Source organism: Acinetobacter halotolerans (assembly GCF_004208515.1).
Taxonomy (GTDB): domain Bacteria; phylum Pseudomonadota; class Gammaproteobacteria; order Pseudomonadales; family Moraxellaceae; genus Acinetobacter; species Acinetobacter halotolerans.
This window is the reverse complement of the sequence record NZ_SGIM01000005.1, coordinates 152,759-166,607: the sequence shown is the minus strand read 5'-3', so window position 1 is coordinate 166,607 and position 13,849 is coordinate 152,759. Positions and strand designations below refer to the sequence as shown.

Below are 13,849 nucleotides of genomic sequence, written 5' to 3'. Positions count from 1 at the left end.
TTTAAATAATTAAAATTTACGATGGTGATGGCAATGGCGAATATTCAACAATTCGTAATAAACAATCAACGGACGCTCAAAAAGACCTTGAGTTACTACATCTTACATATTAGTGTTGCTATGCTAGTCGCTTATGCGATTACTGGAAACTTACTTGTTTCCGCAACCTTGAGCTTACTTGAACCCACCGTACAGGCATTTGCTTTTTTCTTTCATGAAAAAGTGTGGAGTCGTTTTAGTTAAATGACATGAAGTAAATCAAGATCTGGGTTAAATTTTTAAAATGTTCTTGGATACATCCCTATGAACCTTGCTGCATTTGAAGCATTTGTAAAAGTGATGGAAACTGGTTCTATTTCTATCGCGGCAGAACAATTATTTATAACACAACCTGCGGTCACCAAACGGATTCATAGCTTAGAAGAGTATTTTGATGTCAAGCTATTTGAATCCGCAGGACGGGGAATACAACCCACCTATGCTGCACACTCACTGTTGCCTAAAGTAAGAGGTTGGCTCAATGAACTTGGCGAGATTCATCATACTTTAAGCCATGAGCAAGCGCAGGTACAAGGTCGTTTAAAAATCGGGACCAGCCATCACATCGGCTTGCATCATCTAGCAGACCCACTCAAAAACTTTGTGCAACATTTTCCGAAAGTCACTTTAGATGTTCATTTTGTCGATTCTGAACAAGCGCATGAGCACGTACTCGCTGGAGAGTTAGAGCTTGCATTTTTGACCTTGCCGCCAATTGGAGATGATCGTCTGCGTTATGTGACGATTTGGAATGATCCTTTGGTTTTTGTCGCGTCGCCCTTTCATCCTTTAGCACAACAACAAAACCTGAAGCTCGAAGACCTGATTGCCTACCCAAGCTTACTTCCAGCAGCGCACACTTATACCAGTCAAATCACTCTGGCTGAATTCGAAAAAAAAGGCTTAAAGCCTAAGATCAGCATGAGCAATAACCCATTAGAATCCATCAGAATGTTGGTTTCGATTGGCTTAGGTTGGTCGGTGTTACCAAAAACATTGCTCAATCATGATTTAAAACAATTAGATCTAAATCTAGATATGCAGCGCCAATTGGGCATGGTATGGCACCCTGCCCGCATTCAGTCTAAAGCTGCTGAAGAGTTGATTAATATGATGACTTAAATCGACCAGTCTTGGATTTCCCACGCTTGTTCTTGAGCGAGTGTTTCTAAGCGGTCATCTGGATTCACCGCAATGGCATGGGTTGCATATTCCAATAAGAAACGGTCATTAATCGAATCTGAATAAGCCCAAGATTCATGGACCTCACGACCTGCTAACCATTGATCCAAACGCACCAGCTTGCCTTTTTGATAGCATGGCACACCCGTTACTTTACCCGTATATTTGTCTGCAATCACTTCAGCATTGGTGGCAATAATTTCAGTAATGCCAAATTCACGAAAAATCGGTGCGGTGATAAAATCACTGGTCGCGGTAATTCCCACAATCGCATGCCCCAACGCTTGATGTCGTTGAATTGCCTCAAAACCTTTAGGACGCATTTGTGGACGAATCACTTTTTGCATAAATAACTGATGAAGTTCCGTTAAATACGCATTGTCATGTTTGGTCAAAAACTCAAAAACAAATTCATTATAAGCAATCGGATCAAGTTGCCCTGCTTTATAGTCTTCATAAAACTTGTCATTCATTTGACGATGATGAACTGGATCGACCAAAGCTTCATTGACCAAAAATTCACCCCACGAATGGTCAGAATCGGTATTTAACAGGGTGTGATCTAAATCAAACAAAGCCAATTTCATATAAATGCTCATTTAAATGCAAATTAAAGAAAAAAAACGTAAATCTATTTCCGTAAGTCACTAAAAATTCGTTAAGATCATAGCAATTTTAAACATTTTACTTTGATCTTTTTCGAGTTGGACGTGCAAGCGTGACTGTCCCCGATATCAAAGTCAACGATATAGACAAAATTTAGGTAGCCAAATGATCGACTCAGAAGGTTTCCGACCCAACGTCGGGATCATTTTGGCAAACGATGACGGACACGTCTTATGGGCAAAACGCATTGGTCACAATGCTTGGCAATTTCCACAAGGAGGGATCCAGTTTGGAGAAACCCCTGAGCAGGCACTTTACCGTGAACTGAGAGAAGAAGTCGGTTTATTGCCCGAACACGTCCAAATTATAGCGCAAACTAAAGGTTGGCTGCGTTATCGTTTGCCACATCGGTACATTCGGTCAGATTCAGATCCGATATGTATTGGACAAAAGCAAAAATGGTTTTTACTGAAATTAACGGCATCGCCCCATCATATTCAGTTAAACCTATCAGACCCACCCGAGTTCGATGAATGGCAATGGGTGAGTTACTGGTATCCATTAGGTCAAGTGGTTAACTTCAAACGTGATGTTTACCGTAAAGCCATGATGGAATTGTGCATACAATTACCTCAGCGTTAATTGTTATAGAATCATCATTTTAAGCAATGATTTTCAACAAGAGAGCTGTTATAAATAGGCATATAACGATTTATAAATTGGAGTAAACATCCATGTCAAACATGCAACTCGACACCCTTAGACGCATTGTGCAAGAAATCAATGCGTCCGTCAGTTTGCATGACTCTTTGGACATTATGGTCAATCATGTGGCTGAAGCAATGCACGTGGATGTATGCTCTATTTACCTTTTAGATGAACGCAACCGTCGTTATGTATTGATGGCCTCAAAAGGTCTAAATGCTGAATCTGTCGGGCAAGTTTCTTTAAGTGTGGGTACAGGTCTAGTTGGTTTAGTCGGTCAACGCGAAGAAATTGTCAATTTAGACAATGCACCGAAACATGAACGTTTTGCTTATCTGCCTGAAACAGGTGAAGAGCTATTTAACTCATTCCTCGGCGTACCTGTGATGTATCGTCGCAAGGTAATGGGTGTTTTAGTGGTTCAAAACAAAGAATCACAAGATTTTAGTGAAGCAGCTGAATCATTTCTGGTTACGCTATGCGCACAACTTTCTGGTGTTATCGCGCATGCGCATGCGGTAGGTAATATTGATGTTTTCCGCAAACCGAACAGCGGCTCTACTTATAAAACCTTTCAAGGCGTTTCAGGTGCTGGCGGTATCGCATTAGGCCGCGCGATTGTACTTTACCCTCCTGCAGATTTGACAGTCATTCCTGATCGTGAAGCTGAAGATATTAGCGATGAGTTAGCATTACTTGATCAAGCGATTGCTTCAGTTCGTATAGAAATCCAGTCTTTAGATGAAAAAATGCAAGATTCTCTCATGTCGGAAGAACGTGCTTTATTTAGCGTGTTCTTACGGATGTTGGATGAAAATGCACTACCAAGTGAAATTAAAGACCATATTCGCTCAGGAAGTTGGGCACAAGGTGCCGTGCGGAAGGTGATTGATAAACACATTGCCCTCTTTGCACAAATGGAAGATGACTACCTACGAGAACGGGTTTCCGACCTTAAAGACTTGGGGCGCCGAATTCTAGCTTGCTTACAGGAAAATGATACCAGTCATCGTGAGCTTAGTCCTGATAGCATCCTCATCGGTGAAGAAATCAGTACTGCTGCTTTGGTTGAACTTCCTGTTGATAATATTGCAGCGATTGTGACCTCTGAAGGTGCAGCCAACTCACATATGGTGATTGTGGCACGTGCACTCGGGATTCCAACGGTTGTGGGCGTAACCGAGTTACCGATTACTACACTTGATGACATTGAGATGATTGTCGATGCTTATCAAGGACGAATCTTTGTTAATCCGCCACGCCGCTTACGTCAACGTTATAAAGAAGTCCAAAAAGAAGAAGAACAAATCGCCAAAGATTTAAAGCAGTATGAGACCAAAGATGCGATCACACCCGATGGCGTCGCGATCCCCTTGTTTGTCAATACGGGTTTAATGATTGATGTGGTACGCGGGGTACAACGCGGTGCCAAAGGTGTCGGGCTATATCGTAGTGAAATTCCATTTATGCTGCGTGAACGCTTCCCAGGTGAAGAAGAACAACGTGCGATTTACCGCCAACAACTGAGTCATTTCGCCAATAAACCAGTGATTATGCGAACACTGGATATTGGTGCAGATAAAGATCTACCGTATTTCAGTATCGAAGAAGAAAACTCTGCTTTGGGGTGGCGTGGATTACGCTTCACCCTCGATCATCCAGAAATCTTTTCTGCTCAAATCAGAGCCATGTTAAAGGCCAGTATTGGTTTAAACAACCTTCATATCTTGCTGCCGATGGTAACCAGTGTCAGTGAAGTTGAGGAAGTGCTGTACTTATTTGAACGAGATTGGGTTGCGGTTCAAGAGGAAGAACAAGTCAAAATCACCAAACCCAAACTTGGGATTATGGTTGAAGTGCCAAGCGTGCTGTTTCAAATTGATGAGTTTTCAGAACTGGTGGATTTCTTTTCCGTTGGTTCAAACGATTTAACTCAATATTTATTGGCCGTCGACCGTAACAATCCACATGTGGCGAATGTCTACTCGCATCTTCACCCATCGGTTTTAAGGGCACTGCGACAATTGGTACAAGACTGCCATAAGTATCAGAAACCGATTAGCATTTGTGGTGAGATGGCAGGAGATCCATTGTCCGCGATTCTGTTGATGGCGATGGGCTTTGATACACTTTCCATGAGCTCAAGTAATATTCTAAGGGTACGTAAAGCGATTTGTCATATTCCAATGAGTGATGCAAAACGGCTATTAGACGAAGTCCTGCGTATGAATAATCCACTACTGATCAAGAGCTGGTTAGAACATTATTTTAGAACACATGGTTTAGCCGATATGGTCAAATCAAATCGTTTGGTCAACGCCTAAAAAAGAGAAATCGGGCAAATCAACATGAAAAAAAGGTGACCCTCTTCTGAGCGCCACCCTTTCTTGTCGCATTTTATTATCGCAAATAAATCTGTTGCTTACCGCTTCCGAGTTTAACACGCGGAAATTTTCGATCGTAGTCAATCACAATCGCATCTTTACCTGTCAGATTCTGGGTAGCCGACTCCCATGTCACGTAATAAGTAATCTCAGCGTCCCCGCGGACCGTCGGCTGAATCAACTTTTTATGATCTGCTGGTACTGTAAAATCCACAGTAAAGGGAACCTGAGAAACCTGAACTTTCTTTTGTTGAATCAACGTGGCTGGGACATCAGCCATACGCTTTTCCACAGCATATAAACTGACTGTACCCTGCTGTTGCGGTACGCTATACGTACCATTTCCAACAAATTCAATCGTTACCGCATCTGATTGATGTGTTTTCATATCACCCTTGTAAGCAACTGAGCTACAACCCGCCAAAAAAATCAGTGACAAGCCTAAGCTATACGCCAGTTTTTTCATTTTTTTATTCTCTTAAAAAGATATGCTTAAAAATACCATAAAATAAAAACAATCCTTTTGTATCTTACATTTTCTAGCATTTAACATTAAAAAATACTCATCTATGTGGAAGCTTATAAATGACTTCACTATCGACTCGTTTACACAAACTCAACAGGTAACAGAATCCGCTTCTCTTAAACCTATTGATGTTTAATTGATACGCGCATTTCGGTATCGAGACAACCACCACAGCAGAAAAACACAAAATAAATATTTATTTTTTAAATGATTTTTAAAATTTTTAACAATTTATATATCAACAACAGTTAAGTTAAAGTTTAAGATTTAAACAGCTTCAATCGAATAAAACATTTAAGACATCAACTTTAATCCATTGGAAAAAAGAGTTTTATCGACCTAGAGTAAAAATACAAAGGATGTAAAACCAATCACCGTAAATATTATTTAGGCATCTTTTATTTCGATACCCAATTTATGATTGATTCGGCTTTAACATCTCCATTTAAATACGGTCATACAGTCAGGATGGTTTAACTTACGAACCTTCCTGATGGAGAATAAACATGAGCCAAGACGATAAATTACACGCGAATACAACATCTTCAGGACAATGTCCTGTTTTGCATGGTGGCAACACAGGAATGAGTGCAAGTCCCATGGCTTGGTGGCCAAATGCTTTGAATCTCGACATCCTGCATCAACACGATCAAAAAACCAACCCTATGGATCCTGATTTTGATTATACAAAAGCATTTTCGGAACTTGATCTAGAAGCAGTCAAACAAGATTTACGTGAACTCATCAATACCAGCCAAGACTGGTGGCCTGCGGATTGGGGTAGCTATGTCGGTATGATGGTACGAACTGCATGGCACCTTGCGGGAAGTTACCGAAAACAAGACGGACGGGGTGGTGCAAATACAGGTAACCAACGTTTTGCGCCTTTAAATAGTTGGCCCGATAATGTCAACACGGATAAAGGTCGTCGTTTATTATGGCCAATCAAAAGAAAGTATGGCAATAAAATTTCATGGGGCGATTTAATTGTTCTTGCGGGTACGGTCGCTTATGAAGTTGCAGGACTAAAAACATTTGGTTTTGCTGGCGGACGAGTTGATATTTGGCACCCAGAAAAAGATGTGTACTGGGGCAGTGAGAAAAAATGGTTAGATGCAACCAAAAACCGTTATGAAAATGATCAAGATCGTAAATCTTTAGAAAATCCGCTTGCTGCAGTTCAAATGGGTCTGATTTATGTCAATCCTGAAGGCGTTGACGGTGTTCCTGATCCGTTACGCACAGCCCAAGATATGCGTACAACATTCGACCGCATGGGTATGGATGATGAGGAAACCGTTGCATTAACCGCCGGGGGCCATACCGTCGGCAAAGCACATGGCAATGGTAAAGCTGAGAATTTAGGCGCTGACGTTGAAGGTGCTGATGTTGAGTTCCAAGGTTTAGGTTGGCATAACTCTGAGGGTACAGGGAATGCTGGAAATACCATGGTCAGTGGTATTGAAGGTGCTTGGACGACTCACCCAACCAAATGGGACAACGAATTCTTTTATTTACTGTTCACTTATGACTGGGAACTACGTAAGAGCCCTGCTGGTGCTCATCAGTGGGAACCGATCAATATCAAAGAAGAAGACAAACCTGTCGATGCCCACAATCCGAATATCCGTCGCAACCCGATCATGACTGATGCCGATATGGCACTGAAAGTGGATCCTGAATATCGTAAAATTTCTGAACGTTTTTATCGTGATCCTGCTTATTTAGCGGAAGTATTCTCGCGCGCATGGTTTAAGTTAACCCATCGTGACATGGGACCAAAGAGCCGCTATCTAGGTCCAGATGTTCCTCAAGAAGATTTAATTTGGCAAGATCCAATTCCAACAGTTGACTATACTTTGACAGATAGTGAAATTGCAGAGCTTAAAGCGAAGTTACTTGCAAGTGGTTTATCTAGCTCAGATTTAATTACAACTGCTTGGGATAGTGCACGTACTTATCGTGGTTCAGATTTCCGCGGTGGCGCCAACGGTGCTCGAATTCGTTTAGCACCTCAAAAAGACTGGGTTGGCAATGAACCAGAACGCTTACAACGAGTGTTAAATGTACTTGAATCGATTCAAGCAACGCTAACAAAGAAAGTCAGTATTGCTGATTTGATCGTACTAGGTGGTACTGCTGCGGTTGAACAAGCCGCGCATAAAGCAGGTGTTCAAATTACTGTCCCATTTGCAGCAGGTCGTGGTGATGCCACAGCAGAACAAACGGATATTTACTCATTTGAGCCTTTAGAACCACTACACGATGGTTTCCGTAACTGGCAGAAACAGCATTTTACCATTACGCCAGAAGAGCTTTTATTAGATCATGCTCAATTAATGGGCTTAACTGCACCTGAAATGACGGTATTAGTAGGTGGGTTACGAGTACTCGGTGCCAACTATGGCAATAACCCTCAAGGGGTTTTGACTGATCGTGTAGGTGTCCTCAGTAATGATTTCTTTGTGAATCTGACTGACATGAAATATAACTGGAAACCCACTGGTCGCAATAGTTATGACATCGTTGAACGCAACAGTAATGCTGTGAGGTGGACAGCAAGTCGTGTCGATTTAGTCTTTGGTTCTAACTCAATCTTACGCTCATACGCAGAAGTGTATGCTCAGGATGATAACCAAGAAAAGTTTGTGAAAGACTTTGTCAAAGCTTGGATTAAGGTCATGAATGCAGATCGTTTTGATCTTGCTTAAATCCTCTTAAAATGGAGAAATGAAGAACCTTTTATGGTTCTTCATTTTTTCATGCTGGATTTTAAACTATGATCACAACAATGAATCAGGAAAATAATAACAATGACCACTTCGCTCGAATATATAATCCAAACCCATAACATCATCTTGTTTGATGCTCATTGTGTATTATGCTCAGCATGGGCAAATTTCATGGTGAAAAATGACTCTCAACTTCAATTCAAGTTAGCATCAGTTCAGTCGTCGATAGGTCAACAAATTTTAACGATGTATCAACTTCCTACTGATCATTTTGAAACAATGGTATTAGTGGAGCATGGAAAACTATATACAGAATCAACTGCATTTATCAGAATCATTAAGCACTTATCATTTCCCTATTCAACACTTAAGTACACTCAATTTATTCCCAAAGTGATCCGAGATTTTGGATACCGACGTGTTGCCCTCAACCGCTATCGTCTTTTTGGCAAGACTGAACAATGCTACAGAATGACACCTGAAATCGCTGCTCATTTTTTAACTGATGATATGGTCTCATGAATACCTTAATCCAAACCCATCAACGTATTTTGAAGTTAAGTCAGGTCATGATTGGCTTGCTATGGATTTATCAGGGTTTATTTCCGAAATTAATTTTAAAGTAGAGGATGAACAATACTTTTAGCAATATATGGGCTTACCTTCGGAGTATATCTTCTGGGTGATTTCACTTTCTGGGATAGCTGAGATTAGCTTCGGTTTTATGTTTTTATTATTTACACATCGATATTTACACAGGTTAAATATTATAAGTTTGATTGGGTTATTTATTTTCGTTTTATTGATTTACCCAAATCAAATCTACCAAGCATTTAATCCTGTCGTCATGAATTTCGGATTAATTAGCCTTTCAATTATTGCATTGTGGTGTATTGATACCCTCCAACAGATCAAGCTCGAATAAAATGCCCTTCACGAATACAATAAAAAGGACTAATCAATTTTGAAGAAGATTTCATCGCATGCATCAGCTCATGTTCAGGTGCATCACGGTCTTCATCCGTTAGCTGAAAAGTTCGATAATGAATCGCTAAAGAACGGTGGGCATGAAGGTCTAAATGGGCGTGAAATGCATCCTGCGGATTCATATGCACATAATGCATCAATTTACGCGGTTCATAAGCACCGATAGGCAATAATGCAACCCTTGCATCACCATAACGTTCATGAATTTGTTTGAAGTGTTCCGCATAGCCCGAGTCACCAGCAAAAAAACAATGCCCGGTTTTGGCTAAGAGTGAAAAACCTCCCCACAATGCTCGATTTTGATCTCTAAAGCCACGTCCTGAAGCATGTTGTGCGGGGGTATAAGCAATGGTCAACTCATCATGAAACGGAATTTCTTGCCACCAATCCATTTCAATGACATGAAAGTGTTGCGGCATATAATATCCATTTCCCAAACCTGTATAAATTGGCATTTCAAACTTCTGATGTAACCAATCTAAAGTCGCTAAGTCCATGTGATCATAATGATTATGACTGAGTAAAACCCCATGAATAGTGGGCAAATGCTCTAAAGCTATGCCTGCGGTACACACACGCTGTGGACCTCGCCCTTGCTTTGGGCTGGCATATTCACTCCAAACTGGATCAGTCAAGAAATTATAAGGACCGATTTGAATCAAAACAGTGGCATGACCAATAAACCACATTTGCCAATCATTCAGATCTGCATGCGGACGGTTTTGTGGCAATTCCAGCATTTGATTGCGCAAATTCAATTCATGCGTAGGATCCACGCGCCAAGTAAAAGATTTACGCGTCGCAAGCCATTTAAATAGGCCTTTACGACCTAATGATGTCAAGGGTCTTTCTAGATTATAAAAACGATCGATACCACAATGCTCAGAGGCCTCATGTGGAAATGGAGGTTTCTCCCAAGTGTGGCTCAAGCAAGATTGTGTCGGCAATTGATAGGTTAATGTCGGCTTATCTTTCATGTACGTCTCTTTGGTGGAATCCAATCGCATGAGGCGTCAGCGAGTCTGTATTAAATTATAAAGTGTCGTTCAATCTATTTTTTTCAAATCAATAGATTGTATGATTTTTAGCAGATTTCACTGCATACAAATCATCGACTTCTATCCTCACATAAGGTTCTTAGTTATGCTGACTTTCTTGATTCGAGTCAATATAATTTTATTGCTTATACTTATTGTTTACTTAATTTATGTAAGCTGACGTAATCTAGATATTGTTTGAATACTCATAATTCAAAAAAAAACAGCCGAATAATACGGCTGTTTTTTTATGAATCATATTATTTAAACGTTGCTAAAAAATCCAGCAAACTGCTTATAGCTTGGACGCTTACTGATATTTTCTAAATAACGTTCAATTGCAGGATGTGACTGTACCTCACCCATTTTTAACTGCCAAAATAACATGGCAGCGACCAACACATCCGCAGCAGTAAATTGTTTACCACATAAATAAGGCGCAGCCTCACTTAATCCAAGCACAAAGGCATTGTACGCGTCATCATAATCTCCATAACCAATCGAGGTTTTTTGTTCTGGTGTTACTTCACTCAAACCTAACATACGGTCTGTTGCTGCCGCTTCCCATGGACCAGAAATGAAAAACAACCATCTGTAGTAAACCCCACGCTGCGGATCATCTAAGGCTGGAGATAAACCTTTTTCTATAAACTTATCTGCCAAATAAGCACAAACAGCACCTAACTCGTAGATCACAACATCGCCATCTACTAAAACAGGCACTTTTCCAAAAGGATTCATTTTTAAATATTCAGCCGTTTTCATTTCAGTCTGAAAAGCCACTTCGATGCGTTCACATTCAATGCCGAGTTCGATCAGTAGCCAATCGACCACTACACCACGAGATTGAGAATTGGTATAAAGTTTAAGTGTCATTTTTCATTTTTCCTTGTTTGTTGGTCTTATTTAAATGTAATGGTTTTGATTGTCAGTTTTTGTCAGTAGTCGAACGACAGACTTCTTGTATCCACCATTGTTGGAAAAGTTGTTGCTTAAAGTGGGGATACAATTCTTGGCTTAAACTGAGTTGTTGTATTCGGTCAATTCTGAAATGTCTAAATCCATTACGCAGTTCACACCATGCTGCTAACACAATACGATCATTAAAATACCCGAGCGCAAATGGCCACAGCACTCTTGAACTGACTCGTTGCTGCTCATCAGCATAGTCAACCAAAATTTTGACTTGTTGTCGAATCGCCACACGAACCTGTTCTACTAATCGCTCATCTACGGGCAACCACGTTTGGATGGATCTTAAAGTGGTTTGTTGCAATAAATGCTGACAATGCTCAGGTAAAACTGCGTTTAATTTAGCAAGTACTGAAGTTGATGCGGATTTTAATGCTTGATCTGGAATGTCATTCAACCAATTTAAAGCCAAGAAAATCGCTTCTATTTCGGTTTCATTTAAAGTCATCGGGGGTAATAAGAAGTTTTCTTTAAGTTGAAAACCTAGACCGGCAGCCGCTTCAATATGTACACCCTGCTCTCTTAAGGTCTCAATGTCACGATAAACACTCCGTTGACTAATTTGCAAACGCTCAGCCAATACCTGAGCAGTCACGGGGTAACGATATTCTCTTAGCAGTTGTAAAAGGTTAAGTAACCGAATTGAACGACTCATGATATTCCTATTGTTATTATGAACGATGAGGAAATTCCTCCTCACCATTCTGATATCGTTTCAAAAGTTTTAATTGTTTAGGTTGCTGTCAAAGTTGTCGTTTGTAATACACCCTGCAAATAACCGTGTAGCTCTTGCACATTATGAGCAATCGTTAAGGGTTGATATTGCTGTAACGTTTCGATGCTATGCACACCATAACTAACCCCGATACGGTGCATATTTAGATTCTGCGCCATTTCTAGATCATAACTGGTATCACCCACCATGATTGCACGTGCTGGATCAACCTGCGTTTCTGAAAGAATTTCTTGCAACATCAACGGATCTGGTTTCGATCTTGTTTCGCTCGCAGCACGGGTAATATCAAAAATGTCATGGCTATTGGTTTGGCTCAATACTCGATCTAACCCTTTACGGCTTTTTCCTGTGGCAACCGCAAGTTTAAGTCCTTGCTGTTTTAAGTCAGCCAATAATTCAGCAACACCATTAAACCAAACATCACCTTTAGAATTGGCAACATAATGATCTGCATAGCATTGCAGAATATCTTGCTGTAAATGTGGCACCTGGGGAAATAAGATTTGCATCACTTCCGGCAAACCTAAACCAATAATACTTTTTGCAGCTTCATCCGTTAACGGTTGCTGGAATTGTTGTGCTGCATGTTGCAAGCTTGCCACAATCTGCCCAACTGAATCGAACAAAGTACCATCCCAATCAAAAATCACCAGCTCTATGCTGTGACTCACTGCAATTTTATCAATTTGGCTCAAGACTTTTTTCTCAACTCGTTTATGACCTGTTGCATATCTTCAGGCATCGGCGCTTCAATCACTGGATAGTTGGGTATTTCCAAACGCATCGCATGTAAACACAAACGTCTTGCTTCAGGACCCGCATAAGGCGTGTTGTGTCCATATTTATCATCGCCAATCAGCGGATGACCAATACTTAAACCATGCACACGAATTTGATGAGTACGACCAGATAAAGGTGAGGCATTGATCAACGTTGCTGTTTTAAAGCGCTCTACCACCTTCCATTCGGTTTTACTTGGCTTACCATCTTTGGTGACGCGAACACGGCGCTCACCATTAGAAAGCTCATAGCGGAGTAAAGGTGCATCAATCATTTGTTGATCTAAACTGACTTGCCCTTTGACAATCGCAGTATAGGTTTTCTGTATTTTATGCTCGCGCAGTAAATCCTGTAGCAGTTTTAATGTGCTCCGCTTTTTACTGATCATCACCAAACCAGAGGTATCACGGTCAATACGATGTATCAACTCTAGATATTTTTTACCTGTCGCAGCACGCAAGGCCTCAATTAAGCCATAGGCGACGCCACTACCACCATGGACTGCGATACCAGATGGCTTGTTCACCACCAACAGACCTTCATCCTCATACACCACACGGCTGAGCAAACTTTGCGCCACACCATCACTCACAGGTACATCGCTTTCATCTTTTTGTTCATAGCGAATTGGTGCTACACGAATTTGATCTCCAATCGCCAACCGCGTCTCTGCTTTTACACGTTTTTTGTTGATACGAACTTGCCCTTCGCGAATTAAACGATAAATTCGACTTTTTGGAACACCTTTTAATCGGGTAAATAAAAAGTTATCAATTCGCTGCCCTAATTGATGCTCATCCACTTCAAACCAAGTGACACTTTGCCATTGCTGTGTAGAATTCATACGCTCGATTAATCCAAGATTTACTAAATATGATTAAAAAATGATCATTTAGCTAAGTTATTTCACAAGAAACCTAAACTTAGCCCATAGGCAGATGCCGCAAGGTTTGGTATATTCATCACACGGATACCCTCGTAAGTGAGCATCAAATCAAAAATTTTATTTAGTTAAAATTTCAAATAGATGAGAAACTCACCAATAGCTCGAATAGGTCCTAAAGAATTATGCCGACGCCGAAGGCTTATTATATCGGCAAAATGACAAACTGTTGCGTTTAATTGTGCATCTGCACATACAGTTTGTTCATAAAAAATATGTC

At 40.7% G+C, this 13,849-nt stretch carries 13 protein-coding genes and 1 pseudogene; 7 read left to right on the top strand and 7 right to left on the bottom strand.

Annotated features, from left to right (window positions below; translation table 11 throughout):
- The first annotated feature begins 33 nt into the window (after positions 1–33).
- Together EXE30_RS08070 and EXE30_RS08065 are read left to right on the top strand one after the other, a co-directional pair.
- The gene (locus tag EXE30_RS08070) at positions 34–243 is read left to right on the top strand and encodes a DUF2061 domain-containing protein (protein ID WP_407641639.1); all 210 of its coding nucleotides are present in this window, start codon (positions 34–36) and stop codon (positions 241–243) included.
- 60 nt (positions 244–303) lie between these two features.
- Positions 304–1,161 (top strand): LysR family transcriptional regulator, encoded by an 858-nt coding sequence (locus EXE30_RS08065; RefSeq protein ID WP_130161954.1) that lies wholly within the window; start codon positions 304–306, stop codon positions 1,159–1,161.
- Here the strand turns inward: EXE30_RS08065 and EXE30_RS08060 are convergent.
- A complete protein-coding gene (locus tag EXE30_RS08060) occupies positions 1,158–1,808 on the bottom strand; it encodes an HAD family hydrolase (RefSeq protein WP_121929749.1) in 651 nt (216 codons plus the stop codon). The genes EXE30_RS08065 and EXE30_RS08060 overlap by 4 nt on opposite strands.
- A gap of 184 nt (positions 1,809–1,992) precedes the next feature.
- Here EXE30_RS08060 and EXE30_RS08055 point away from each other — a divergent pair, with 184 nt between their 5' ends.
- Both EXE30_RS08055 and ptsP read left to right on the top strand, forming a co-directional pair.
- Positions 1,993–2,469 (top strand): RNA pyrophosphohydrolase, encoded by a 477-nt coding sequence (locus EXE30_RS08055; protein WP_004668505.1) that lies wholly within the window; start codon positions 1,993–1,995, stop codon positions 2,467–2,469.
- Between the two features lie 92 nt (positions 2,470–2,561).
- Positions 2,562–4,856: a phosphoenolpyruvate--protein phosphotransferase gene (gene ptsP / locus EXE30_RS08050; protein WP_130161953.1), complete on the top strand. Its 2,295-nt coding sequence runs from the start codon at positions 2,562–2,564 to the stop codon at positions 4,854–4,856.
- A gap of 76 nt (positions 4,857–4,932) precedes the next feature.
- On the opposite strand, the gene EXE30_RS08045 is transcribed toward ptsP, so the two are convergent.
- Positions 4,933–5,382, bottom strand: coding sequence for a hypothetical protein (locus EXE30_RS08045; protein ID WP_130161952.1), 450 nt, complete (start codon positions 5,380–5,382; stop codon positions 4,933–4,935).
- Between the two features lie 566 nt (positions 5,383–5,948).
- Between EXE30_RS08045 and katG the strand changes: the two genes are divergently transcribed.
- The 3 genes and pseudogenes from katG to EXE30_RS08030 all read left to right on the top strand — a co-directional run bounded on the left by katG (position 5,949) and on the right by EXE30_RS08030 (position 9,099).
- Positions 5,949–8,153: a catalase/peroxidase HPI gene (gene katG, locus EXE30_RS08040; protein WP_130161951.1), complete on the top strand. Its 2,205-nt coding sequence runs from the start codon at positions 5,949–5,951 to the stop codon at positions 8,151–8,153.
- A gap of 102 nt (positions 8,154–8,255) precedes the next feature.
- On the top strand, positions 8,256–8,696 hold the full coding sequence (locus EXE30_RS08035) for a thiol-disulfide oxidoreductase DCC family protein (protein WP_130161950.1): 441 nt from the start codon (positions 8,256–8,258) through the stop codon (positions 8,694–8,696).
- Positions 8,693–9,099: pseudogene (locus EXE30_RS08030) on the top strand (DoxX-like family protein). Before EXE30_RS08035 ends, EXE30_RS08030 begins: the two are co-directional and overlap by 4 nt.
- Here the strand turns inward: EXE30_RS08030 and EXE30_RS08025 are convergent.
- The 5 genes from EXE30_RS08025 to EXE30_RS08005 form a co-directional block, all read right to left on the bottom strand.
- Complete coding sequence (locus EXE30_RS08025) at positions 9,086–10,138, bottom strand: MBL fold metallo-hydrolase (protein ID WP_130161949.1); 1,053 nt, start codon at positions 10,136–10,138, stop codon at positions 9,086–9,088. The pseudogene EXE30_RS08030 and the gene EXE30_RS08025 sit on opposite strands and share 14 nt — an antisense overlap.
- A gap of 324 nt (positions 10,139–10,462) precedes the next feature.
- Positions 10,463–11,074 (bottom strand): glutathione S-transferase family protein, encoded by a 612-nt coding sequence (locus tag EXE30_RS08020; protein ID WP_130161948.1) that lies wholly within the window; start codon positions 11,072–11,074, stop codon positions 10,463–10,465.
- Between the two features lie 52 nt (positions 11,075–11,126).
- Complete coding sequence (locus EXE30_RS08015) at positions 11,127–11,825, bottom strand: helix-turn-helix transcriptional regulator (protein WP_130161947.1); 699 nt, start codon at positions 11,823–11,825, stop codon at positions 11,127–11,129.
- A 77-nt stretch (positions 11,826–11,902) separates the two neighbouring features.
- On the bottom strand, positions 11,903–12,577 hold the full coding sequence (locus EXE30_RS08010) for an HAD-IA family hydrolase (RefSeq protein ID WP_171457348.1): 675 nt from the start codon (positions 12,575–12,577) through the stop codon (positions 11,903–11,905).
- Between the two features lie 20 nt (positions 12,578–12,597).
- Positions 12,598–13,530, bottom strand: a complete 933-nt coding sequence (locus tag EXE30_RS08005; RefSeq protein ID WP_130161945.1) for an RluA family pseudouridine synthase — start codon at positions 13,528–13,530, stop codon at positions 12,598–12,600.
- Positions 13,531–13,849: the final 319 nt, after the last annotated feature.

Bases quoted from the DNA above. Each gene is read 5' to 3' on its own strand.
- EXE30_RS08020 (WP_130161948.1), bottom strand. From the start codon at position 11,074: ATGACACTTAAACTTTATACCAATTCTCAATCTCGTGGTGTAGTGGTC.
- EXE30_RS08015 (WP_130161947.1), bottom strand. From the start codon at position 11,825: ATGAGTCGTTCAATTCGGTTACTTAACCTTTTACAACTGCTAAGAGAA.
- EXE30_RS08025 (WP_130161949.1), bottom strand. From the start codon at position 10,138: ATGAAAGATAAGCCGACATTAACCTATCAATTGCCGACACAATCTTGC.
- EXE30_RS08035 (WP_130161950.1), top strand. From the start codon at position 8,256: ATGACCACTTCGCTCGAATATATAATCCAAACCCATAACATCATCTTG.
- EXE30_RS08045 (WP_130161952.1), bottom strand. From the start codon at position 5,382: ATGAAAAAACTGGCGTATAGCTTAGGCTTGTCACTGATTTTTTTGGCG.
- EXE30_RS08055 (WP_004668505.1), top strand. From the start codon at position 1,993: ATGATCGACTCAGAAGGTTTCCGACCCAACGTCGGGATCATTTTGGCA.
- EXE30_RS08065 (WP_130161954.1), top strand. From the start codon at position 304: ATGAACCTTGCTGCATTTGAAGCATTTGTAAAAGTGATGGAAACTGGT.
- katG (WP_130161951.1), top strand. From the start codon at position 5,949: ATGAGCCAAGACGATAAATTACACGCGAATACAACATCTTCAGGACAA.
- EXE30_RS08070 (WP_407641639.1), top strand. From the start codon at position 34: ATGGCGAATATTCAACAATTCGTAATAAACAATCAACGGACGCTCAAA.
- EXE30_RS08005 (WP_130161945.1), bottom strand. From the start codon at position 13,530: ATGAATTCTACACAGCAATGGCAAAGTGTCACTTGGTTTGAAGTGGAT.
- ptsP (WP_130161953.1), top strand. From the start codon at position 2,562: ATGTCAAACATGCAACTCGACACCCTTAGACGCATTGTGCAAGAAATC.
- EXE30_RS08060 (WP_121929749.1), bottom strand. From the start codon at position 1,808: ATGAAATTGGCTTTGTTTGATTTAGATCACACCCTGTTAAATACCGAT.